19 protein-coding genes are annotated in these 22,156 nt (G+C 62.9%); 3 read left to right on the top strand and 16 right to left on the bottom strand.

What is annotated here, in order from left to right:
- Positions 1–87: 87 nt before the first annotated feature.
- Entirely contained in the window at positions 88–1,527 is a 1,440-nt protein-coding gene (gene cls / locus ACIQUS_RS00725) for a cardiolipin synthase (protein ID WP_403041584.1), read from the top strand.
- Between the two features lie 6 nt (positions 1,528–1,533).
- Here cls and cfaB read toward each other — a convergent pair whose 3' ends face one another.
- Positions 1,534–2,718 (bottom strand): C17 cyclopropane fatty acid synthase CfaB, encoded by a 1,185-nt coding sequence (gene cfaB, locus ACIQUS_RS00720; RefSeq protein WP_403041582.1) that lies wholly within the window; start codon positions 2,716–2,718, stop codon positions 1,534–1,536.
- A gap of 209 nt (positions 2,719–2,927) precedes the next feature.
- On the opposite strand from cfaB, the gene lpdA reads away from it, so the two are divergent.
- Positions 2,928–4,328, top strand: a complete 1,401-nt coding sequence (gene lpdA, locus ACIQUS_RS00715; RefSeq protein ID WP_403041580.1) for a dihydrolipoyl dehydrogenase — start codon at positions 2,928–2,930, stop codon at positions 4,326–4,328.
- Between the two features lie 2 nt (positions 4,329–4,330).
- On the opposite strand, the gene ACIQUS_RS00710 is transcribed toward lpdA, so the two are convergent.
- The 12 genes from ACIQUS_RS00710 to ACIQUS_RS00655 all read right to left on the bottom strand — a co-directional run bounded on the left by ACIQUS_RS00710 (position 4,331) and on the right by ACIQUS_RS00655 (position 16,787).
- Positions 4,331–5,536 carry a benzoate/H(+) symporter BenE family transporter gene (locus ACIQUS_RS00710; RefSeq protein ID WP_403041578.1) on the bottom strand — a complete coding sequence of 402 codons (1,206 nt, stop codon included), beginning with the start codon at positions 5,534–5,536 and terminating at the stop codon, positions 4,331–4,333.
- 98 nt (positions 5,537–5,634) lie between these two features.
- The gene (gene catA, locus ACIQUS_RS00705) at positions 5,635–6,567 is read right to left on the bottom strand and encodes a catechol 1,2-dioxygenase (protein WP_403041576.1); all 933 of its coding nucleotides are present in this window, start codon (positions 6,565–6,567) and stop codon (positions 5,635–5,637) included.
- A gap of 38 nt (positions 6,568–6,605) precedes the next feature.
- Positions 6,606–6,896: a muconolactone Delta-isomerase gene (gene catC, locus ACIQUS_RS00700; RefSeq protein WP_403041574.1), complete on the bottom strand. Its 291-nt coding sequence runs from the start codon at positions 6,894–6,896 to the stop codon at positions 6,606–6,608.
- 11 nt (positions 6,897–6,907) lie between these two features.
- Entirely contained in the window at positions 6,908–8,029 is a 1,122-nt protein-coding gene (locus tag ACIQUS_RS00695) for a muconate cycloisomerase family protein (RefSeq protein ID WP_403041572.1), read from the bottom strand.
- A gap of 19 nt (positions 8,030–8,048) precedes the next feature.
- Positions 8,049–8,810 carry a 1,6-dihydroxycyclohexa-2,4-diene-1-carboxylate dehydrogenase gene (locus tag ACIQUS_RS00690; protein WP_403041569.1) on the bottom strand — a complete coding sequence of 254 codons (762 nt, stop codon included), beginning with the start codon at positions 8,808–8,810 and terminating at the stop codon, positions 8,049–8,051.
- A 65-nt stretch (positions 8,811–8,875) separates the two neighbouring features.
- Positions 8,876–9,883, bottom strand: coding sequence for a benzoate 1,2-dioxygenase electron transfer component BenC (gene benC, locus ACIQUS_RS00685; protein ID WP_403041567.1), 1,008 nt, complete (start codon positions 9,881–9,883; stop codon positions 8,876–8,878).
- Positions 9,884–9,908: 25 nt separating this feature from the next.
- The gene (benB, locus tag ACIQUS_RS00680; protein WP_038616069.1) at positions 9,909–10,397 is read right to left on the bottom strand and encodes a benzoate 1,2-dioxygenase small subunit; all 489 of its coding nucleotides are present in this window, start codon (positions 10,395–10,397) and stop codon (positions 9,909–9,911) included.
- Positions 10,394–11,752, bottom strand: a complete 1,359-nt coding sequence (gene benA / locus ACIQUS_RS00675) for a benzoate 1,2-dioxygenase large subunit (RefSeq protein WP_403041563.1) — start codon at positions 11,750–11,752, stop codon at positions 10,394–10,396. The genes benB and benA overlap by 4 nt, the downstream gene beginning before the upstream one ends.
- A 106-nt stretch (positions 11,753–11,858) precedes the next feature.
- Positions 11,859–12,815 carry an AraC family transcriptional regulator gene (locus ACIQUS_RS00670; RefSeq protein ID WP_403041560.1) on the bottom strand — a complete coding sequence of 319 codons (957 nt, stop codon included), beginning with the start codon at positions 12,813–12,815 and terminating at the stop codon, positions 11,859–11,861.
- 171 nt (positions 12,816–12,986) lie between these two features.
- A complete protein-coding gene (locus ACIQUS_RS00665; RefSeq protein ID WP_403041556.1) occupies positions 12,987–14,240 on the bottom strand; it encodes an OprD family porin in 1,254 nt (417 codons plus the stop codon).
- Positions 14,241–14,350: 110 nt separating this feature from the next.
- Positions 14,351–15,682 (bottom strand): aromatic acid/H+ symport family MFS transporter, encoded by a 1,332-nt coding sequence (locus ACIQUS_RS00660; protein WP_403041553.1) that lies wholly within the window; start codon positions 15,680–15,682, stop codon positions 14,351–14,353.
- 148 nt (positions 15,683–15,830) lie between these two features.
- A complete protein-coding gene (locus tag ACIQUS_RS00655) occupies positions 15,831–16,787 on the bottom strand; it encodes an AraC family transcriptional regulator (protein ID WP_403041551.1) in 957 nt (318 codons plus the stop codon).
- Between the two features lie 129 nt (positions 16,788–16,916).
- On the opposite strand from ACIQUS_RS00655, the gene ACIQUS_RS00650 reads away from it, so the two are divergent.
- Entirely contained in the window at positions 16,917–17,795 is an 879-nt protein-coding gene (locus tag ACIQUS_RS00650; RefSeq protein WP_403041549.1) for a LysR family transcriptional regulator, read from the top strand.
- Between the two features lie 158 nt (positions 17,796–17,953).
- Here ACIQUS_RS00650 and glmS read toward each other — a convergent pair whose 3' ends face one another.
- From glmS to glmU, 3 genes are all read right to left on the bottom strand, one after another.
- Positions 17,954–19,789, bottom strand: coding sequence for a glutamine--fructose-6-phosphate transaminase (isomerizing) (gene glmS / locus ACIQUS_RS00645; RefSeq protein WP_403041547.1), 1,836 nt, complete (start codon positions 19,787–19,789; stop codon positions 17,954–17,956).
- Positions 19,790–20,569, bottom strand: a complete 780-nt coding sequence (locus tag ACIQUS_RS00640; protein ID WP_403041545.1) for a DeoR/GlpR family DNA-binding transcription regulator — start codon at positions 20,567–20,569, stop codon at positions 19,790–19,792.
- A gap of 187 nt (positions 20,570–20,756) precedes the next feature.
- A complete protein-coding gene (glmU, locus tag ACIQUS_RS00635) occupies positions 20,757–22,124 on the bottom strand; it encodes a bifunctional UDP-N-acetylglucosamine diphosphorylase/glucosamine-1-phosphate N-acetyltransferase GlmU (RefSeq protein WP_403041543.1) in 1,368 nt (455 codons plus the stop codon).
- Positions 22,125–22,156 lie beyond the last annotated feature (32 nt).

The raw sequence follows: 22,156 nt of genomic DNA, 5'->3' as shown, positions 1-22,156 counted from the left end.
GCTTAGACGTCATTTTGTGCTTTCGGTTGCAAGGTCGGCCTCGAACATGCTCTGTTAGAGACAGTGCCCTTGGATAGCAGGATGCGTATGGATTACCACAGCCCCTTATTCTTCGGTTACCTCATCGTTGTGATACACCTGCTGGGCAGTATCGCCGCCGTGCATGCGGTACTCACCGTGCGCACCGCCCAAGGGGCGATTGCCTGGGCCCTGTCGCTGGTGTTCATTCCCTACTTCACCCTGATCCCCTACCTGGTGTTCGGCAGTCGTACCTTCGATGCCTACATCCATGCCCGCCGCCAGGCCAACCGTGAAATGCATGTAGCCATGGCCGACCTGAACTGGCGGCCCTGGGTTGAAGAGGCGCTGGCCGCGCGAAGCTCCGAGTCCTACAACTCGCTCCGGGCCATGCCCGGATTGGGACGCATGCCTTGCCTGGCGAACAATCAGGTGCGCCTGCTGATCGATGGCAAGGCCACGTTCGATGCCATCTTCGCCGCCATCGAGCACGCGCGGGATACGGTGCTGGTGCAGTTCTTCATCATCCATGACGACAACCTGGGCCGGGCATTGCAGGCCCTGCTGCTGAAAAAAGCCGCCGAGGGAGTACAGGTCTATGTGCTCTACGACCGGGTCGGCAGTCACGCCCTGCCTGCCGCCTATAGCCAGGCCCTGCGCGATGGCGGCGTTAACATCCACGCCTTCGCCACCCGCCGCGGCTGGTTCAACCGCTTCCAGGTCAACTTCCGCAACCACCGCAAGATTGTCGTAGTCGATGGCATGCAGGGTTTCGTGGGTGGGCACAACGTCGGCGACGAGTACCTGGGCAACAAGCCGAAACTCTCACCCTGGCGCGACACCCATGTGCAGGTCAGCGGTCCGGTGCTGGCCTGCCTGCAGGAGTCCTTCGCCGAAGACTGGTTCTGGGCTGCACGCCAACTGCCGCCCCTGCTTCTGCCCGACACCTACCCGGAGAACGGCGTGCTCTGCCAGGTGCTGGCCAGTGGTCCGGCCGACCCTCAGGAAACCTGTTCGCTGTTCTTCGTCGAAGCCATTCATTCGGCCAAGGAGCGGGTGTGGATCACCAGCCCTTACTTCATCCCCGATGAAGCGGTATTCGCCGCCCTGCGCCTGGCGGTTTTGCGTGGCGTGGATGTGCGCATCCTCCTACCCTCGCGCGCCGACCATCGCATCGTCTATGCCGCCTCCAGCCTGTACGCGTTCGAGGCCGTGCGCGCCGGGGTGCGGATGTTCCGCTATGGCCCGGGGTTCCTGCACCAGAAAGTGGTGCTGATCGATAACGAGATCAGCGCCATCGGCAGCGCCAACCTCGACAACCGTTCCTTCCGCCTGAACTTCGAAGTAATGCTGCTGACCGTCGACCGCGATTTCGCCGACCAGGTCGAAGCCATGCTGATCCGCGACTTCGACCTGGCCCGGGAGATATCCGCCGAAGACAGCCAGGACACCCATCGCCTGCAACAACTGGGGATGCGTATTGCCCGGCTGATTTCACCGATTCTCTAGCGCTGCTCAGCGGTACAGATCGTCCCGGGTAAGCGGCAGGTCGTGATGCCCGTCGGCGAACGGCTTCACCGCGAGAATCTGGTGCAGGTTGATCCAGCCCTTGGCAAAGGCATAGGAGCAACCGGCCAGGTACAGGCGCCAGATGCGCAAGGCTTTCTCCGGTACCAGGGTCGAGGCTTTTTGCAGCTGGCTCTCCAGACGCTCGCTCCACAGATGCAGCGTGCGCGCATAGTGCAGGCGCAGGCTCTCGACATCGACGATCTCAAGCCCCGCCTGGCTGATGCTGGCGGAGATCATCGACAGATGCGGCAACTCGCCGTGAGGGAAGACATAACGGCCGATGAAACTACCCGCACCACGACCGACCGGACGCCCGTCCACATGCTTGGCCGTGATGCCATGGTTCATCACCAGGCCGCCCTCTCGCACCGCGCCAAACAGGCGCTGGCAATACAACGCCAGGTTGGCATGGCCGACGTGCTCGAACATGCCGACACTGACCACTTTGTCGAAACGACCATCCTGGGGCAGGTCGCGGTAGTCGAGGATCTTCAGCTCCACCTGATCCTGCAGTCCCTCGGCCTTTACCCGTTCACGACCCAGCTTGAGCTGCTCCTTGCTCAGGGTGATGCCCATCACCCTGGCACCGAACTCGCGGGCGGCGAAGCGTGACAGGCCACCCCAACCGCATCCGACGTCCAGCAGGTAGTCACCCTTCTGCAGGCGCAGCTTGCGACACAGGTGCTCGAACTTGTTCAGTTGGGCCTGCTCCAGGCTGTCCTGATCGGTCTTGAAGTAGGCGCAGGAGTAGGCCATCTCCTTGTCCAGCCACAGCTTGTAGAAGTTGTTGGACAGGTCGTAGTGGTAGGAAATGGCCGCCGCATCGGTTGCCTTGTCATGCTCGCGGCGCTCCGGCTGGTCATCGACTTCATCCTTGAGCAACGCCTCACTGAGCTCATCGCAAACCCGGATCACCTCACTGATGGCGCCCTCAAGCTCCAGCTTGCCTTCGACGAAGGCAGCGCCCAGGTCGTCCAGGCTCGGGTGGGTCAGTTGGGTGATCAGCTGCGGATCCTTGACCAGGATGGTGACCTGGGGCTTGGGGCCCAGATCGAACTCATGACCATCCCACAGTCGCAGACGCAGCGGCAGTCGCAGGCTTTGCAGAACAAGTGGAAGTTGCGCAAGCATGAATGAGCCTCCCTTTATCTTCGGACGTCACCGCCAAAGGGTAGTTCAGTTATTGAAAGTTATAGCCCATTGCGACCATGGTCTGAGCCTGGCGCCCGCATTCCAGACCCTGCGGGCGCATCCGGGGGCACTCGATAATTTGTATACAATCAGCCATCCCGCAGACTAATCTTGGCGCCATTGTCGATTCTTCATCCTGGAGTACAACAATGAAAACCTATGATGTGGTGATCATCGGCGGCGGCCCCGGCGGCTACAACGCAGCCATCCGCGCCGGCCAGCTGGGCCTGAGCGTGGCCTGCGTGGAAGGACGTTCGACCCTCGGCGGCACCTGCCTCAACGTTGGCTGCATGCCGTCCAAGGCGCTGCTGCATGCCTCCGAACTGTACGAGGCGGCTGTGGGCAGTGAGTTCGCCAACCTGGGTATCGAGGTCACCCCGACCCTGAACCTCGCCCAGATGATGAAGCAGAAAGACGAAAGCGTGACCGGCCTGACCAAGGGCATCGAGTTCCTGTTCCGCAAGAACAAGGTCGACTGGCTCAAGGGCTGGGGTCAGTTGGCCGGGCCTGGCCGGGTCAACGTCAGCGCCGCCGACGGCAGCGTCACCGAGCTGCAAGCCAAGGACATCGTCATCGCCACCGGCTCCGAGCCCACCCCGCTGCCGGGCGTGACCATCGACAACCAGCGCATCATCGACTCCACCGGTGCCCTGTCGCTGCCCACCGTGCCCAAGCACCTGGTGGTGATCGGCGCTGGCGTGATCGGCCTGGAGCTGGGCTCGGTCTGGCGCCGCCTGGGCAGCCAGGTCACCGTGATCGAGTACCTGGACCGCATCTGCCCGGGCACCGACGAAGAAACCGCCAAGACCTTGCAACGCGCACTGGCCAAGCAAGGCATTAAATTCAAGCTGGGCAGCAAGGTGACCCAGGCCACGGCCTCGGCCGATGCCGTCAGCCTGAGCCTGGAACCTGCCGCAGGCGGCGCCAGCGAAAACCTGGAAGCCGACTACGTACTGGTCGCCATTGGCCGCCGCCCTTACACCAAGGGCCTGGGCCTGGAGAGCGTCGGCCTTGAAACCGACAAGCGCGGCATGCTCGGCAACGAGCATCACCGTACCACCGTGCCGGGCGTCTGGGTCATCGGTGACGTCACCTCCGGCCCGATGCTCGCGCACAAGGCCGAAGACGAAGCGGTGGCCTGTATCGAGCGGATCGCCGGCAAGGCCCATGAGGTCAACTACAACCTGATTCCCGGGGTGATCTACACCCGCCCGGAACTGGCCAGCGTCGGCAAGACCGAAGAACAGCTCAAGGCCGAAGGCCGCGCCTACAAGGTCGGCAAGTTCCCCTTCACCGCCAACAGCCGGGCCAAGATCAATCACGAGACCGAAGGTTTCGCCAAGGTCCTGGCCGACGCCAACACCGATGAAGTGCTGGGCGTGCACCTGGTCGGCCCGAGCGTCAGCGAGATGATCGGCGAGTTCTGCGTGGCCATGGAGTTCTCCGCGTCGGCCGAAGACATCGCCCTGACCTGCCACCCGCACCCGACCCGTTCCGAAGCCTTGCGCCAGGCGGCCATGAACGTCGAAGGCATGGCCATGCAGATCTGACCTCAGTCAGCCTGCACCCCTGCCCTGCTCACCTGTGGCGCCGGTCGCCGCAGGTGCAGCAGCAGGTGCGCGAACAGGCCGAAGATGAGGCCCCAGAAGGCTGCCGACAAGCCCAGGAATGACATCCCCGAGGCCGTCACCAGAAAGGTGATCAACGCCGCCTCGCGGTCAGCGGGCATGCTCATCGCGCCGGCCAGCGCCCCCCCGATGGCGCCGAACAGCGCCAGCCCCGCCAGCGCCGCGATCAAGGCTGCCGGAAAGGCGGTAAACAGCGACACCAGGGTCGCACCGAAGATCCCCAGCAGCAGATACACCACCCCACCGCACACACCCGCCCAATAGCGTTTGCCTGGATCGTCATGGGCTTCGCGACCGGTGCAGATCGCCGCCGTGATCGCCGCCAGGTTCAGGCCATGACACCCGAAGGGCGCCAGCAACAAACTGGTCAGGGCGTTGCTGGCAATGATCGGACTGGCAGGCGTGGCATAGCCGTCGTTGCGCAGCACCGCGATACCCGGCACGAACTGCCCGGTCAGGGCCACCATCACCAATGGCAGGCTGATACTCAGCACGGCATTCCAGCTGAACTCAGGTGTGGTCCACACCGGGGTGGCCAGTCCCACCACCAGCGCCGAACTGTTCATTGCGCCACTGGCCACGGCAATGCTCACGCCGCAAACCAACACAGCCAGTACCGCGTAGCGTGGCGCCATGCGCTTGAACAGCAGGTAGCAGACGAACATCGCCAGCACCATCAGCGGTTGCGCTTTGAGCGAGGTGAACAATCCGGTGCCGAAGCTGAACAGGATGCCCGCCAGCATGGCGGCGGAAATGGCCGGCGGTAGCTTGCCGACGATCCGGTCGAAGGCACCGGACAGGCCCACCAGCAGAATCACCAGGTTGGCGACGATATAGGCACCGACCGCCTCGGCAAAGGCGATGTCCGGCAACAGCGCCACCAGGAGGGCCGAGCCCGGTGCCGACCAGGCGATCACCAGCGGCACCTTGAAGCGCAGGCTGAGGACCACACCCAGCACGCCACTGCCGATGGAAATGGCCCACACCCATGAAGACAGTTCGGCCGCCGACAGCTGTGCACTGTGGGCGGCCTGAAAGATGATCACCAAGGGGCCGGCGTAGGAGATCAGGGTGGCGATGAAGCCGGCGACCAAGGCCGACAGGGAGAAGTCCTGGAGTATTGTTTTCATTGGATTATCCAGTGGGTGGCTTCTGAAAAGCATCGCGGGGCAAGCCCGCTCCCACCTCTGTAGGAGCGGGCTTGCCCCGCGATGGATTCAACCCGGACTCAAGCGTCCTGCAACGCCCGCGGCCGCTTGCTGCGCTTCTCGCAAGCAGGCTTCGGTGCACTCTGCAGCTGGAAGTCGAAGTCCATTTCAGCAAAGCGCCCTTGCACACCACGGGCATCAGCCGCTTTCGCATCCTCGACGAATCGCAGTTCGCCGATCAGCCCATCGCGGGTGGCATAGGCAAAGTCATCCCACAGGTACTGGTCACCGGCCAGGTTGATCTGGGTGGTCAGGTGGCGGAAGCCCGGCGCCGAGATGAAGAAGTGAATGTGCGCCGGGCGGTTACCGTGACGGCCCAGTTGATCGAGCCATGCCTGGGTCGGACCATCGGCCGGGCAACCGTAGCCCGACGGCACGATGCTGCGGGCGCGGTAGCGGCCTTCGGCATCGGTGACGATGCGGCGGCGCAGGTTGTACTCGGACTGGGTGCTGTCGAAATACGAGTAGGTGCCCTGGGTATTGGCATGCCACAGGTCGACCACCGCACCGGCCACCGGCTGGCCGTTGTCGTCCAGCACCCGGCCCTGGAGGAACATCACGGTACCCGGATCGCGGCCATCGTCCATCCGCACTTCACCTTCGGCCATCGGCGCACCGGCCACATACAGCGGGCCTTCGATGGTCCGTGGAGTACCACCGGTGATGCCGGCTTCGGCATCCTGGGCATCCAGCTGCAGGTCCAGGTAGTGCTCGACACCCAGGCCGGCCACCAGCAGGCCGGCTTCCTGGCGGGCACCCAGGCGGTTGACGTAATCCACGGCTTTCCAGAATTCGTCGGGGGTCACTTGCAGGTCTTCGATGATGCGTGCCACATCGTTGACGATGCGGTTGGTCAGCAGTTTCAGGCGTGGGCTGCCCAGGTCGTTGTTCAGGCCACTGACTTCTTCGAAGAATTTCTGGATATCGGCAGTGTGAGCAATCTTCACGGTCATGACAGGTACCTCGAATTGTTGTTATCGGCGTTCGGGTTTCAGCGATCGTCGCTGTGGATCGAAGAAGGGTGGCGACACAGGCCGTCGATCTCGATGTCCATGTAGGGGAACAGCGGCAGCTGCATCAGGGTGTCGTGCAGGGCCTCGACGCTGGGCAGGTCGAACACGCTGTAGTTGGCGTAGTGCCCGGCGATGCGCCACAGGTGGCGCCACAGGCCTTCGCGCTGCAGGCGCTGGGCCAGTTCCTTCTCGTCCGCCTTGAGCCGGGCGGCCAGGGCCGGGTCCATGTCGAGGGGCAACTTCACGGTCATCTTCACGTGGAACAACATGGCGTCTCTCCTTACTTGCGGCTGAAGAACGCCAGGCGCTCTTCGTCCAGGGTCAGGCCCAGGCCAGGGGTGCGTGGCACCTGCAGGGCAAAATCGCGGTACACCGGCGCCTGGACGACGATCTCTTCGGTCAGCAGCAGCGGGCCGAACAGCTCGGTGTGCCAGGTCAGCTGGTTGAGGGTGACGAAGGCATGGGCAGCGGCCAGGGTGCCGATCGAGCCTTCGAGCATGGTGCCGCCGTACAGGGCGATGCCGGCGGCTTCGGCGATCTGTGCGGTGCGCAGTACCGCCCGTGGGCCACCGTTCTTGGCGATCTTCAGGGCGAAAATGCTGGCGGCACCGTCGGCGGCCAGGCTGAAGGCGTCCTCGACGCTTTCGATCGACTCGTCGGCCATGATCGGCGCCGGGCTGCGCTGGTTCAGGCGCACCTGGCCGGCGCGGTTGATGCGCGAGATCGGCTGCTCGATCAGGTCGATGCCGTTATCGCCCAGCACCTGGCAGGCGCGAATCGCCTGGGATTCGTCCCAGTACTGATTGACGTCGACGCGCACGCTGGCGCGGTCGCCCAGGGCCTGCTTGATCGCGATGACGTGGCGCAGATCGTGAGCCACTTCATTGGCACCGATCTTCAGCTTGAAGATGCGGTGGCGGCGCAGGTCGAGCATCTGCTCGGCTTCGGCGATGTCGCGTTCGGTGTCGCCACTGGCCAGGGTCCAGGCCACTTCCAGGCTGTCACGTACACGCCCGCCGAGCAGCTCGCTGACCGCCAGGCCCTGGCGCTTGCCCTGGGCATCGAGCAAGGCACTCTCGATACCGGAACGGGCGAAGGTGTTGCCTTTGATCACCTTGTCCAGGCGCTGCATGGCGGCGTTGATGTTGCTGGCGTCCTGGCCGATCAGCAGCGGCGCGAAGTAGCTGTCGATGTTCTGCTTGATGCTTTCCGGGCTTTCGTTGCCATAGGCCAGGCCACCAATGGTGGTGGCCTCGCCCAGGCCTTCGATGCCGTCGGAGCAGTGCAGGCGGATGATCACCAGGGTCTGCTTCTGCATGGTGTGCATCGCCAGCTTATGCGGGCGGATGGTGGGCAAGTCGACGATCAGGGTCGAGATGCGTTCAATCAAGGGATGACTCATCGAGGTTCTCCAGGGGCGCTCAACCGAGGTCGCCGCCGCCGACCGGCAGGACCGTGCCGGTGATGTAGGAAGCCTCGTCGGAGGCCAGGAAAAGGATGGCGCCAACCTGCTCGTCGAGGTTGCCGTAGCGCTTCATCAAGCTGCTGTCGAGGGTCTGGTCGACGATCTGCTGGTACCAGATTTTTTCCTCGGCGCTCTGCTCGGCGCTGTTACGCGGCACCCGCCGTGCTGGTGCCTCGGTGCCACCGGGCGCCGTGGCATTGACCCGCACACCGCGACCGGCGGTTTCAAAGGCCAGGCAGGCGGTCAGCGCATTCACGCCGCCCTTGGCCGCGCCGTAGGGCACGCGGTTGACGCTGCGGGTGGCAATCGAGGAAACGTTGACGATGGCCCCGCTGCCCTGCTCGAGCATGTACGGCAGCGCCGCGTGACAGCACCACAGGGTCGGGAACAGCGAGCGACGGACTTCGGCCTCGATCTGCGCCGCCTCGTAGTGCTCGAAGGGCTTGGCCCAAATGGTGCCGCCGACGTTGTTGACCAGCACATCGAGCCGGCCGAAACGCTCCACCGCCGCCGCCATCACCCGGCTGCAATCACTGTGTTGCTCAAGGTCGGCGGTCAGGGTCAGCACGCCCTCGCCTTGCAGTTCGTGAACCAGCTCCGAGCGGTCCACCGCCACCAGGGTCGCGCCTTCTTCGAGCAGACGCTCGCACAGACGGCGGCCGATGCCCTGCGCCGCGCCGGTAACCAGCGCGACCTTGTTATCGAATCTGTTGTGCATGACAACCTCGAATAAAAAAGGGGCCGACCGTACCCGCACGATGCGCCCGGCCCCATAAAACGGGTTCAGGCCGCGGCGGCGAATTTTTCGTAGTAGAAGTTCGCCGGGGTGATGCCCTGTTCACGGATGTACTGGCTGACCGCCTCGACCATCGGCGGTGGACCGCACAGGTACACATCGACATCGCCTTCGTTGAGGTGGCGCGGCTCGATGTGCTGGGTGACGTAGCCCTTGAGCGGATGCTGGCTCTCGGGGTTGGCGACACAGGCGCTGAAGCTGAAGTTGGGGATGCGATCGACGAAGCCCTGCAGACGATCCAGTTCGACCAGGTCGAAGTCGTTGGTCACGCCGTAGATCAGGTGCAGCGGATGCTCGCTGCCCTCTTCGGCGATCTTTTCCAGCATCGCGGTGAAGGGCGCCAGCCCCGTGCCACCGGCCAGCAACAACAGCGGACGGCGGATATCACGCAGGTAGAAGCTGCCCAGCGGGCCGGCCAGGGTCATGCTGTCGCCCGCCTTGGCCAGGCCGGTGAGGAAGCTGCTCATCAGCCCGCCCGGTACGTTGCGGATCAGGAAGCTGACCTCGCCATCCTTCTGCAGCGAGCTGAAGGAGTAGGCACGGGTCTGCTCGCTGCCGGGCACGCCGAGGTTGACGTACTGCCCCGGCAGGAACGCCAGGCGGCTCAGGGCCTCGCCCTTGATCGACAGGGCGATGGTGCTGTCGGACAGCTGGCGCACGGCGCTGATGCTGGCCTGGTAGCTGGACTGTTCGGTCTTGCACACCTGGGATGAAGCCGGCACCCGCACCACACAATCGCTCTCGGCGCGCATCTGGCAGGTCAGCACGTAACCCTGGGCGGCTTCTTCCTCGCTCAAGGCGTCTTCGATGTATTCCTGGCCCAGGTCGTAGCGACCGGCCTCGGCAAAGCACTTGCAGGTACCGCAGGCACCGTCACGGCAGTCCAGCGGAATGTTGATGCCCTGGCGGTAGGCGGCATCGGCCACGGTCTCGTCAGCGGTGGCGTCAATGAAACGGGTAACCCCGTCCTCGAAATTCAAGGCGATCTTGTGCATGGCACACCTCGCAGGAAAGCTGGATTCAGATGTGGTAAACGTCGATGACCTGACGTACGTAGTCGTTCTTGAGCACGACCTTCTTGGCCTTGATCAGCGGCCGCTCGCCGCGCACATCCAGGGTGTAGAAGCTGGTGCCGAAGTGACTGTCCACTGTCTTGTAGCGAAAGCTCAGGGTGTGCCAGTTGAAGCGCACCTTGCAGACGCCATCGTTCTGTTCCAGCAGTTCGATGTTGCTGATGTTGTGCGAGGTCCGGGTGTCGGGCATGGTCGCACTGGAGCGTTCGGTCTTGATCCGGAACACGCGGTCTTCCAGACCACCACGGTTGCCGTACCAGATCAGCGAGATTTCCCGTTGCGGGTCTTCGGTGAGCTGGTCGTTGTCGTCCCAGGCCGGCATCCAGAAGGTGGCGTCGGCGGCGTAGCACTCCAGCCAGTTGTCCCACTGGCTGTCGTCCAGGTAGCGCGCTTCTTCATAGAGAAAGTCGCGTACTTGCTCGAAGGAGATGCTCATTGCACGGCCTCCACTGGGATCAACTGTTGCTCGTCGGCGAGGGCCTTGAGCATGGTTTCCTGCCAGTACTTGTGTTGCAGCACGAACAGGCCTTCGTCTTCGGTACGCACGCCGCTCATTTGCGGGTGCAGGTCGATTTCCTGGGCAGCGGCATCGGCGCCGTCGACCCAGTGGGTGGCGCCACGGGACATGTCGTTCCACCCACGCCCGCCCTGGTAACCCATCTGGCAGGAGCGGAATTCTTCCAGGTCGTCCGGAGTGGCCATGCCACTGACGTTGAAGAAGTCCTCGTACTGGCGGATACGCTGGGCCCGGGCCTCGTCGCTCTCGCCCTTGGGCGCAATGCAGTAGATGGTGATCTCGGTCTTGTCCACGGCGATGGGTCGGGCAATGCGGATCTGCGAGCTGAACTGGTCCATCAGGTACACGTTCGGGTACAGGCACAGGTTGCGCGAGTTCTCGATCATCCAGTTGGCGCGGGCCTGGCCGAAATCGGCGGCCAGCTCGTCGCGGCGCTCGAACAGCGGACGGTCCTCGGGGTTGGCCCAACGGGTCCAGAGCAACAGGTGGCCTTTGTCGAAGGAGTAGAAACCACCACCGCTCTTGGCCCAGCCGCCAGCGCTCATGGTCTTCACTTCACTGCCCGCCTCGCGCTGCTTGCGCTGGTTCTGGGTGGCGGCGTAGTTCCAGTGCACGGCGCTGACGTGGTAGCCATCGGCACCGTTCTCGGCGGTCAGCTTCCAGTTGCCTTCGTAGATGTAGGACGAAGAACCGCGCAGCACTTCCAGACCTTGCGGCGACTGGTCGACGATCATGTCGATGATCTTGGCCGACTCGCCCAGGTGCTCAACCAGCGGCACGACGTCGGGGTTCAGGCTGCCGAACAGGAAACCGCGATAGGACTCGAAACGGGCGACCTTGGTCAGGTCGTGGGAGCCTTCGCAGTTGAAGCTGGCCGGGTAGCCGGCATCGACCGGATCCTTGACCTTGAGCAGCTTGCCGGAGTTGTTGAAGGTCCAGCCGTGGAACGGGCAGGTGTAGGACGAGCGGTTACCGCTCTTGTGACGGCACAGCATCGCGCCGCGGTGGCTGCAGGCATTGAGGAAAGCATTGAGCACCCCCTCCTTGTTGCGCGCGATAAAGATCGGCTGGCGCCCCATGGTGGTGGTGAGGTAGTCGTTCTTTTCAGGAATCTGGCTTTCGTGGGCAAGGTACAGCCAGTTGCCTTCGAAGATGTGTTTCATTTCCAGATCGAACAGACGGGGGTCGGTGAACATCTCGCGCTTGCAGCGAAAGACGCCCTTCTCCTGATCTTCTTCAAGCAGGGAATTAAGGTAATCGAATCCCAGGGACATGGCCGGGGCCTCCGTTGTTATTGTGGTCAGGCCATGTCAGGTTAGGGAGCGAGGGGCACGGCAAATATCCGCTTTGTGCAGACCTTTATCCGTTTTCTGCAAAGTGTCAGGAACGACGCTTGAGGGTATCGGAGGGAAGTTCGCCGAACAGCGACTTGTAGTGTTCCGAGAAACGGCCCAGGTGGACGAAGCCGTAGTCCATGGCCAGTTCGGTGATGTTGCGCACCGTGCAGTGCGGGTCGCTGAGGCTGGCGCGGATGCGCTCGAGTTTTTTCTGGCGGATGTACATCTTCGGCGTGGTGCCGGCGTTGCGTTCGAACAAGGCGTAGAGCGAGCGCAGGCTCATACTGGCCTGGCGGGCCAGTTGTTCGCTGGCGATGTCCTGCTTGAGGTGGGTGTCGATGAATTCGGCGATCCGCTCGAACGATGCCGCCTGCCCACCCAGCGCCTCGCGGCTGATGTTGGTTGGCATCAGGGTCAGCAACTTGCTGGCAACAATCTGGCTGTAGTGTTCCTGTACCCGCAGCAGCGGCTCGCTGGCTTCGGCTTCATGGCAGACCATGGCCAGCAGCCCTGCAAAACCTTCCAGCGCCAGCAACTGGTAGTGGTTCTGGACGAAGCGCACGCCCTCGCCCGGCCGCTGCCAGCGTTGTTCGTCGCAGACGCTTTCGAGCAGGCGGTTGGGCAGCTTGAGAATGAATTTTTCGCAGTCGGCCGAATAGGCCAAGTCGACCGGTTCGTCCGGGTTGATCAGCAGCAACTCGCCAGGGCCAAGCAAGCGCTCGGCGCGGCCGCGGCGCCACAGGCAGTGGCCGCGCAGCAGGATCTGCAGGTGAAAGACGTTTTCCAGGGCGGCCGACATCACCCGCACTTCGCCACCGTAGCTGATCCGGCACAGATCGAGGCTGGCGAACTTGCGGTGATCGAGGCACGCCTGCGGATGCCCGTTGCGCGGCAGGCGGATGTGGTGCACGCCCACATGCTGATTGACGTAGGTCGACACGGCATAAGGATCGGCACGATCGAAAACCCGGCTGCGCTCGCTGAGCAGGGGACTCTCCATACCAGGACACTCGTTGTAGTTATCCTGGCAGTCTAAGCGATCGCAGCGCTTGCCGACCAATCGGGGGATGGGCGGTGTGTTTCCAAAAGCATCGCGGGGCAAGCCCGCTCCCACCAGGATTGTGGATAACTCTGTGGGAGCGGGCTTGCCCCGCGATAGCGCCGCCAATCCTTACAACAACGTCCAGGTGTAAGTCAGGATCACCCGGTTCTCATCGATGTCCGAGCGGTAGTTCGAGCGTGCCATCGCATTGCGAACCCTTACCCCCAGCCCCTTGAACAACCCGCTCTGCACCGCATAGCCCAGGTCCAGGTCGCGCTCGTGCTCCTTGCCCTCGAAGCCCTGCCCGGTGTCGACGTTGTTGCCCGTAAGGTAGCGAACGGTCGCCGTCAGCCCTGGAATGCCCATGGCGACGAAGTCGTAGTCGTAACGTACCTGCCAGGAGCGTTCGTCGGCAAAAGCGAACTCATAGGTCGGCACTTCGTTGCCCAGAGGCGAAATGTTCGGAAACACACGGGGAAAGGCGTCGTCGCCATAGATCCCCTGATAGCCGACGCTGAAGGTGTGGCCGCCGCGCTTGGCCGAGAACAGTGAGTAGAACGCCTGGTTGTCGATGTCACCGATGCGGCTATCGCCCTCCTCGCTGGCGCTGAAGTAACCCAGGTTGGCGCCCAGCACCCAGTCGCCCACCGGCTGGCTGTGCTTGAGGCCGACAAAGCCCTGCTGGTAGATATCCTCCAGGCGACCGTACCAGAGGCTCAGGGTGCTGCGGTTGGCGTTGAAGCTGTAGTCGCCGCCGGCGAAATTGAAGGCATCGCTATCGGCCTGGCGCTGGGGCAGGTGGCCGAGCATGGCGATCAGTTTTTCATCGCCCGCTTCGTTGCGCAGACTGGTGGAACTCAGATGGCCGGCCTGCAGGGTCAGGCCGTTGATCTCGCTCGAACTGATGCTGGCCCCCTGGTAGGTGGGCGGCAGCAGGCGCGAGTCGTTGTACTGAAGGATCGGCAGGTTGGTCTGCAGCTCGCCGACCTTCAGCTCGGTTTTCGAATAGCGCAGCTTCAGGGTCGCGCCAGCCCGGCTGTATTCATCCGCTGCGCGGCCATCATCCTGAACCGGCAGCAGGCCGGTGCCGGTACGGTCCGGGCTGCTGTCGAGCTTGAGGCCAAGCACACCGATGGCATCGACCCCGACACCGATGACGCCCGGGGTGTAGCCGGATTTGACGTTGAGGATGAAACCCTGGCCCCACTCCTCGGCCTTGGACTGCGGGTTGGCGCCAACGATGCCGGAGAAATCGCGGCTGAAGTAGTAGTTGCGCGCTTGCAGGGTGGCGGTGGCGTCCTTGAAGAAATCAGGTTCAGCGGCCTGGGTGGTGAAACTCAGGGCGAGCAAAGACAGCAACCCGGTTGGACGGAGGTTGTTCATGGTTCGTGCACTCTTTTTATTGTTGTTTTGACGTTGGTTAGGCGGCGCCTGTATCGCAGGCTTCGCCAGCTCCTACAGTGGGAGCTGGCGGCGCCTGCGATGAAGGCAGATCAGGCTGCCGACTGCACCCCGGCCCCGGCCTTCAGCGTGCCCCGGCTGGCAAACACCATCATCGCCACCGCCGCCACCGCACCCGGTACCGCAAAGGCCATGAAGTTCAGTGCCAGCGGCAACTGGATTCCCAGCAGCATCCCACCCAGCAGCGGCCCGACGATCGCCCCGCTGCGTCCGATCCCCGAGGCCCATCCAAGCCCGGTGGAACGAATGCCCATCGGGTAGAACTGGGCGACGCAGGCATAGGCCAGAATCTGCGTGCCGATCGTGGTCGCCCCGGCAATGGCGATCAGCAGATACAGCACCGGCGTCGGGCTCTTGAAGCCCAGCAGGCTGATCGACAGCGCGGCGATGGCGAAGAACACCACCAGCACCCGGTCGAGCTTGAAGCGGTCACCGATCCAGCCACCGCCCACCGCACCAAAGATCGCCCCGAAGTTGAGCACCAGCAGGAACGCCAGGCTCGAACCCAGGCCGTAACCGGCGTTGTTCATCAGTTTCGGCAACCAGGAGTTGAGCGCGTAGACCATCAGCAGGCAGCAGAAGAACGCCACCCAGAGCATCAGGGTGCTCAGCGCCCGGCCTTCGCGAAACAGCTGCGGCACCGAGCCACCGTGCGCAACGCCCGTCACCACGTCCAGGCGATCGTCGGCCTGTGGCTGATAGCTGGGCTCGACCCGCTGCAGCAACTGAGCGGCCTGCCCGGTACGACCCTGGCGCACCAGAAAGCCCAGCGACTCCGGCAGGAAACGCAGGATCAACGGCAGTACCAACAAGGGGATGACCGCCACATAGAACACCGACTGCCAACCGAATGCCGGCAACAGCACCATGCCCAGGCCCGCCGAGAGCATGCCGCCCACCGAGTAGCCGCTGAACATGATCGCCACCAGGGTACTGCGCATGCGCTTGGGCGCGTATTCGTTCATCAGCGCCACGACGTTGGGCATCACCCCGCCGATGCCGAGCCCGGCCAGGAAGCGACAAACTCCGAACTCCGTGGGGTTGCGGGCAAAGCCATTGAGCACAGTGAAACCGCTGAACAGGATCACGCAGATCATGATGGCTTTCTTGCGTCCGATCCGGTCCGACAGCGGGCCGAACACCAGGGCCCCGAACATCATGCCGAACAGGGCATAGCTGCCCAGGGCACCGGCCTGCAACGGGGTCATGCCCCACTCCTGCATCAATGCCGGCAGCACCACGCCATAGATGACCAGGTCGTAGCCGTCGAAGATGATGATCAGCGCGCACCAGAACAGCACACGCCAGTGAAAGGAATTGAACTTCGCCTGATCGACCAGGCTATTGATATCGATCGTTCGCATGAGGCGTGTCTCTTTTGTTGTTGTTATCCGGACCTGGTTGGTGAACCTGCCGTGCAGGGTTCGCAGCCTCAGGTTAGGAGCAGCGCAAAAGAGCCAATAGCCGTTTCCTGCGAATCGCTATCCAGTTTGCGCAACGCAGGACAGAGGGTCAGCGGTGCCGTTTGAAGGTGGCCGAAGGCAGCTCGCCAAAGTGCTGGCGATAGCTTTCGGCAAAGCGCCCCAGGTGCAGGAAGCCGTAGTCCAGGGCGATTTCAGTGACGTTGCGCACCGGGCTTGCCGGGTCCTGCAGCGCCGCGTGGATACGCTCCAGCTTGCGCTGGCGCACATAGCCTTTGGGCGACAGCCCGGCATGGCGCTCGAACAGTGAATACAGCGTGCGTTCACTGACCCGCGCCACCTCCATCAACTGAGCGACGCTGATGTCCTGCTGCAGGTGGCTGTCGATGTATTCCGCCAGTTGCTCGAAGGAATGTGCCTGCAAGGCCGGCTCGCCGCGCTGGACATTGTTGCCGAGCAGGCTCAACAACTTGCTGGCGACAATGCGTCCGTAGTGCTCTTGCACCTGCAGCAACGAGTTGGCGGATTCGGCTTCCTCGCAGATCAACCCGAGCAAGCCGATAAAGCCTTCCAGCTCACCCGTGACATGGCGCGCGCTGGTAAAGCGAATACCGCCATCGGGTACCTGCCAGCGCTGCTCCAGGCAGGCCTGTTCGAGCAGCCCCACCGGCAGCTTGAGAATGAACTTCTCGCAGTCGGCCGAATAGGTCAGGTCGACCGGATCATCCGGGTTGATCAGCAGCAGCTCGCCGGGCACATAGTGATGCTCGTTGCCACGGCAGCTGGACTGGCAATGGCCCTTGAGCAGGATCTGCAAGTGATACAGGGTCCCCAATGCCGGCGAGGTGATCCGCGCCTTGCCGCCATAGCTCAGGCGGCACAGGTCGAGGCTGGCGAACTTGCGGTGGTTGATGCTGGCTTGCAGGTCGCCAGTCCTGGGCAGGCGCAGGCTATGGCCACCGACGTGCTGGTTAACGTATTCGGACACGGCATAAGGGTCGGCGCGCTCAAACACACAGCTGCGCTCGCTCAACAGGTGGCTGCTCATGGGCTGCCCTCTTCTTGTTCTTGCTGGACGATATCCACAGGGTCTGGTTATCCACAGGCTATGAGCTTGCGTCAGCGATGACAGGCAGTCCAATATCTGTTGGGTAGGCAACAATACCCAGGAGGTATCATGGAACTGCGCCATCTTCGTTATTTCCGGGTACTCGCGCAGACCCTGAACTTCACCCGCGCCGCCGAGCAACTGCACATCGCCCAGCCGCCCCTGAGCCGGCAGATCCGCCAGCTGGAAGAACTCCTCGGCGTCGAGTTGCTGGAACGCAGCCGCCCGCTGCGCCTGACCGAAGCCGGGCGCTACTTCCACGAACAAAGTGCGATGCTGCTCGATCAGCTCGAGCAGATCGCCGAAGGCGCCCGGCGCATCGCCAACAGTGAGCGCCAATGGCTGCGCATCGGCTTCGCCCCCTCGACCCTGTACGACCTGCTGCCCGAACTGATCCGCCAATTGCGGCGCAACCCGGCGCTGGAGCTGGGCCTGCAGGAAATGATCACCCTCGAACAGGCACAAGCCCTCAAGGCCGGGCGCATCGATATCGGCTTCGGCCGCATCCACCTCAACGATCCGGCCATCGACCAGCAGGTGCTGCGCGAGGACCCGCTGGTGGTCGCCCTGCCCTGTGGCCATCCGCTGATCGGTCAGCCCATTGACCTGGTGCGCCTGGCCTTTGAACCCTTCGTGCTCTACCCCGCCACCCCACGCCCGAGCTACGCCGACCACATCATGGCATTGTTCTCCAGCCAGGGCCTGAGCGTGCAGGTGATTCAGTGGACCAACGAACTGCAGACCGCACTCGGACTGGTGGCTGCCGGCCTGGGGATAACCTTGGTACCGGCTTCGGTGCAGCGCCAGCACCGTGACGATATCGTTTATGCACCCCTGAGCGAGCCGAGCGCTGTATCGCCGATCATCCTCAGTCGCCGGGCTGGGGATAACTCGCCACAGGTCAAGCAGTGCCTGGCGTTGATTGAAACATTGAGCGACCACTCGTGATGCTCGCAGGCCGTTCGGGTCAAGGACGGATACTTATCCACAGCCCCCTATGTGCCGTCGTGGGAACCGTCTGGAAATAAAAAACCCCCTGAAATCAGGGGGTTTTCCAATATGGCACCTGTTGTTTGCAACCGGTGCCGGATCAAAGCACCACGCAGTTACTCAACGGTAACCGACTTGGCCAGGTTACGCGGCTGGTCGACGTCGGTGCCCTTGAGTACGGCCACGTAGTACGACAGCAGCTGCAGCGGAACGGTGTAGAGGATCGGTGCTAAGGCATCGATGATGTGCGGCACGGCGATCACATGGGTGCCTTCGCCGTTGCTCATGCCGGCGGCCTGGTCAGCGAAGACGATCAGCTGGCCGCCACGGGCACGCACTTCCTGCAGGTTGGACTTGAGCTTCTCCAGCAGTTCGTTGTTCGGCGCCACGGTAACCACCGGCATGTCGTTGTCGACCAGGGCCAGCGGGCCATGCTTGAGCTCACCGGCCGGGTAGGCTTCGGCGTGGATGTAGGAAATCTCCTTGAGCTTGAGCGCGCCTTCCATCGCCACCGGGAACTGTGCGCCACGGCCGAGGAACAGGGTGTGATGCTTGTCGGCGAACAGCTCGGCGGTCTTCTCGACAGTCGCGTCCATGGCCAGGGCTTCGCCCAGGCGGGTCGGCAGGCGACGCAGTTCTTCGACCAGTTCGGCTTCGACGCCGGCTTCCAGGGTGCCGCGCACCTGGCCCAGGGACAGGGTCAGCAGCATCAGCGAAACCAGCTGGGTGGTGAAGGCCTTGGTCGAGGCCACGCCGATTTCCGGGCCGGCCTGGGTCAGCAGGGTCAGGTCCGACTCGCGTACCAGCGAGCTGATGCCGACGTTGCAGATCGCCAGGCTGCCGAGGAAGCCCAGCTCCTTGGCGTTGCGCAGGGCGGCCAGGGTGTCGGCGGTTTCACCGGACTGGGAGATGGAGACGAACAAGGTGTCCGGCTGCACCACCACCTTGCGGTAGCGGAACTCGCTGGCCACTTCAACCTGGCATGGAATGCCGGCCAGGCCTTCGAGCCAGTAACGGGCAACCATACCGGCGTGGTAGCTGGTGCCGCAGGCGACGATCTGCACATTACGCACTTTGGCGAACAGCTCGGCGGCTTGCGGGCCGAAGGCCTGGACCATGACGTGGTCCTTGCCCAGGCGGCCTTCCAGGGTGCGCTGCACCACGGTTGGCTGCTCGTGGATTTCCTTGAGCATGAAGTGGCGGTACTCGCCCTTGTCGGCGGCTTCAGCACCTTCGTGGTACTGCACGGTCTCGCGCTGAACCTTGGCGCCGGCGACGTCCCAGATGGTCACCTGGTCGCGACGGATCTCGGCGATGTCGCCTTCTTCCAGGTACATAAAACGGTCAGTGACCTGGCGCAGGGCCAGTTGGTCCGAAGCCAGGAAGTTTTCCCCCAGGCCCAGGCCGATCACCAGCGGGCTGCCGCTGCGGGCAGCCAGCAGACGATCCGGCTGCTTGGCGCTGATCACGGCCAGGCCATAGGCACCGTGCAGTTGCTTGACCGCTGCCTTGAGGGCGTCGGCCAGGTCCGGCAGGGTCTTGAGGGTGTGGTGCAGCAAGTGAACGATGACTTCGGTGTCGGTCTCGGAGCTGAAGACGTAGCCCAGGCCCTTGAGTTGCTCACGCAGCTCTTCATGGTTTTCGATGATGCCGTTGTGCACCACCGCCAGGTCATTGGCGGAGAAGTGCGGGTGGGCATTGCGCTCGCTCGGCGCACCGTGGGTGGCCCAGCGGGTGTGGGCGATACCCAGGAAGCCGGTCAGTGGCTCGGCGGCGACGGCAGCTTCGAGTTCGCTGACCTTGCCAATGCGACGGCGGCGTTCCAGTTGACCCTGCTGGGTGTAGACCGCCAGACCGGCGCTGTCATAGCCGCGGTACTCGAGGCGCTTGAGGCCTTCGATCAGGATGGCAGTGATATTACGTTCGGCGACGGCACCAACGATTCCACACATTTAGACATGCTCCTTGGAGAGAGCGGCGCAAATCACATGGACGCCGCGGGCTTCAATCTGTTCGCGCGCCTCAACGGGCAAGCGCTCATCGGTAATCAGGGTGTTGACGCTGCCCCAGGGCAGCTCAAGGTTGGGAATCTTGCGTCCGACCTTGTCGGACTCGACCATCACGATCACTTCACGGGCCACTTCGGCCATGACCCGGCTAAGACCGAGCAACTCGTTAAAAGTCGTGGTACCGCGCTCCAGGTCGATGCCATCGGCACCGATGAACAACTGGTCGAAATCGTAGGAGCGCAGGACCTGCTCGGCAACCTGCCCCTGGAAAGACTCGGAATGTGGATCCCAGGTTCCACCGGTCATCAACAGCACCGGCTCATGCTCCAGTTCGCTCAAGGCGCGGGCGACATTCAACGAGTTGGTCATCACCACCAGGCCCGGTTGATGGCCCAGTTCGGGGATCATGGCCGCAGTGGTGCTGCCACTGTCGATGATGATACGGGCATGCTCACGGATACGACCCACGGCGGCTCTGGCGATCGCCTGCTTATAGAGAGAGACCGGCTGGCCCTGGTCGGCGATCAATTCATGGGGCATGGTCACCGCACCGCCATAGCGCCGTAGCAGCAAGCCATTGGCTTCCAGGGCGGCAAGATCCTTGCGGATGGTCACTTCCGAGGTTTCGAAACGCTTGGCCAGGGCATCGACGCTCACCTCGCCCTGCTCATTGAGCAAAGCGAGGATATTGTGGCGGCGCTGAGGGGTGTTACGTTTCGACATTTGGCGTTTAAGTTTCGTTTCGAAAGTTAATGATGCCAATCAAAACCTAAAGCGTTGGATGCGTCAAGCTGATCCGATGAAATTCAGGTGTGGATAACTTGATCCACAGGCCAGGTTTATCCACAAAACGAAAAAGGGCCGACTTATACACTGTACAGTCGGCCCTTGCTCACGGCTGTGGGTAACTTCAGCCCTTCTTGATCTTCTCCGGCCGCTTCCAGCCGTCGATGTTGCGTTGACGTCCTCGACCCACGGCCAGCTGGCCGGCTTCGACATTCTGGGTAATGGTCGAACCGGCTGCGGTGGTGGCACCATCGAGGATATCCACAGGGGCAACCAGCGAGTTGTTCGATCCGATGAACACATCCTCACCCAGAACGGTCTTGAATTTGTTCGCGCCGTCGTAGTTGCAGGTGATGGTACCGGCACCGATGTTGGTACGCGCACCGACCTCGGCATCGCCCAGGTAGGTCAGGTGACCGGCCTTGGCGCCTTCACCGAGGTGGGCGTTCTTCAGTTCGACAAAGTTACCCACATGGGCACGGGCTTCCAGCACGCTGCCAGGACGCAGGCGGGCAAACGGACCGGCATCACTACCTTCACCCATGATCGCGCCTTCCAGGTGGCTGTTGGCCTTAACCACCACACCTTTACGCAAGGTGCTGTTCTTGATCACGCAGTTCGGGCCGATCACCACGTCGTCTTCGATGACCACGCGGCCTTCGAGGATCACGTTGATGTCGATGAGCACATCGCGACCAACGGTCACTTCGCCGCGGACATCGAAACGCGCCGGGTCACGCAGGGTCACACCCTGGGCCATCAGACGGCGGCCTTCACGCAGCTGATAGTGACGCTCCAGTTCAGCCAGTTGCCGACGGTCGTTGGCACCCTGCACTTCCATCGGGTCGTGCGGCTGCTCGGTGGCAACCACCAGGCCATCGGCAACGGCCATGGCGATCACGTCGGTCAGGTAGTACTCGCCCTGGGCGTTGTTGTTCGACAAACGGCCCAGCCACTCGGCCAGGCGGGCACCCGGTACTGCGAGGATGCCGGTGTTGCCTTCCTTGATGGCTTTTTGCGCGTCGCTGGCATCCTTGTGCTCGACGATCGCCGCCACCTGGCCCTGGGCATCACGCACAATGCGGCCATAGCCGGTCGGGTCATCGAGGGTAACGGTCAGCAGCCCCAGTTGCTCCGGGGTGACCTTGGCCAGCAGGCGCTTGAGGGTGTCGACTTCGATCAGCGGCACATCGCCGTAGAGGATCAGCACAGTATCGGCGCTCAGTGCCGGCAGAGCCTGGGCTACTGCATGGCCGGTACCCAGTTGCTTGTCCTGCAGGACGAAGTTCAGGTCGTCGGCCGCCAGGCGCTCGCGAACCAGCTCGGCGCCGTGCCCGATCACCACATGAATGCCTTGTGGCTCAAGCGCACGGGCGCTGTGGATAACATGGCCAAGCATGGAGTCGCCGGCGACCGGGTGCAGAACCTTGGGCAGCGCCGAACGCATGCGGGTGCCTTGGCCTGCGGCGAGAATTACGATATCGAGAGACATTGACGGGCTACCAATCCTGGGTGGTCAGCGCT

The sequence above is a fragment of the Pseudomonas sp. NPDC090755 genome, assembly GCF_044769005.1.
GTDB lineage: Bacteria > Pseudomonadota > Gammaproteobacteria > Pseudomonadales > Pseudomonadaceae > Aquipseudomonas.
The sequence above is the reverse complement of the archived record's forward strand: the minus strand, read 5'-3'. Positions and strand labels throughout refer to the sequence as shown.

What these genes read in the sequence shown, in the direction of transcription:
- cls (WP_403041584.1), top strand. Translation starts at nt 88, where the DNA reads ATGGATTACCACAGCCCCTTATTCTTCGGTTACCTCATCGTTGTGATA.
- cfaB (WP_403041582.1), bottom strand. Translation starts at nt 2,718, where the DNA reads ATGCTTGCGCAACTTCCACTTGTTCTGCAAAGCCTGCGACTGCCGCTG.
- lpdA (WP_403041580.1), top strand. Translation starts at nt 2,928, where the DNA reads ATGAAAACCTATGATGTGGTGATCATCGGCGGCGGCCCCGGCGGCTAC.
- ACIQUS_RS00710 (WP_403041578.1), bottom strand. Translation starts at nt 5,536, where the DNA reads ATGAAAACAATACTCCAGGACTTCTCCCTGTCGGCCTTGGTCGCCGGC.
- catA (WP_403041576.1), bottom strand. Translation starts at nt 6,567, where the DNA reads ATGACCGTGAAGATTGCTCACACTGCCGATATCCAGAAATTCTTCGAA.
- catC (WP_403041574.1), bottom strand. Translation starts at nt 6,896, where the DNA reads ATGTTGTTCCACGTGAAGATGACCGTGAAGTTGCCCCTCGACATGGAC.
- ACIQUS_RS00695 (WP_403041572.1), bottom strand. Translation starts at nt 8,029, where the DNA reads ATGAGTCATCCCTTGATTGAACGCATCTCGACCCTGATCGTCGACTTG.
- ACIQUS_RS00690 (WP_403041569.1), bottom strand. Translation starts at nt 8,810, where the DNA reads ATGCACAACAGATTCGATAACAAGGTCGCGCTGGTTACCGGCGCGGCG.
- benC (WP_403041567.1), bottom strand. Translation starts at nt 9,883, where the DNA reads ATGCACAAGATCGCCTTGAATTTCGAGGACGGGGTTACCCGTTTCATT.
- benB (WP_038616069.1), bottom strand. Translation starts at nt 10,397, where the DNA reads ATGAGCATCTCCTTCGAGCAAGTACGCGACTTTCTCTATGAAGAAGCG.
- benA (WP_403041563.1), bottom strand. Translation starts at nt 11,752, where the DNA reads ATGTCCCTGGGATTCGATTACCTTAATTCCCTGCTTGAAGAAGATCAG.
- ACIQUS_RS00670 (WP_403041560.1), bottom strand. Translation starts at nt 12,815, where the DNA reads ATGGAGAGTCCCCTGCTCAGCGAGCGCAGCCGGGTTTTCGATCGTGCC.
- ACIQUS_RS00665 (WP_403041556.1), bottom strand. Translation starts at nt 14,240, where the DNA reads ATGAACAACCTCCGTCCAACCGGGTTGCTGTCTTTGCTCGCCCTGAGT.
- ACIQUS_RS00660 (WP_403041553.1), bottom strand. Translation starts at nt 15,682, where the DNA reads ATGCGAACGATCGATATCAATAGCCTGGTCGATCAGGCGAAGTTCAAT.
- ACIQUS_RS00655 (WP_403041551.1), bottom strand. Translation starts at nt 16,787, where the DNA reads ATGAGCAGCCACCTGTTGAGCGAGCGCAGCTGTGTGTTTGAGCGCGCC.
- ACIQUS_RS00650 (WP_403041549.1), top strand. Translation starts at nt 16,917, where the DNA reads ATGGAACTGCGCCATCTTCGTTATTTCCGGGTACTCGCGCAGACCCTG.
- glmS (WP_403041547.1), bottom strand. Translation starts at nt 19,789, where the DNA reads ATGTGTGGAATCGTTGGTGCCGTCGCCGAACGTAATATCACTGCCATC.
- ACIQUS_RS00640 (WP_403041545.1), bottom strand. Translation starts at nt 20,569, where the DNA reads ATGTCGAAACGTAACACCCCTCAGCGCCGCCACAATATCCTCGCTTTG.
- glmU (WP_403041543.1), bottom strand. Translation starts at nt 22,124, where the DNA reads ATGTCTCTCGATATCGTAATTCTCGCCGCAGGCCAAGGCACCCGCATG.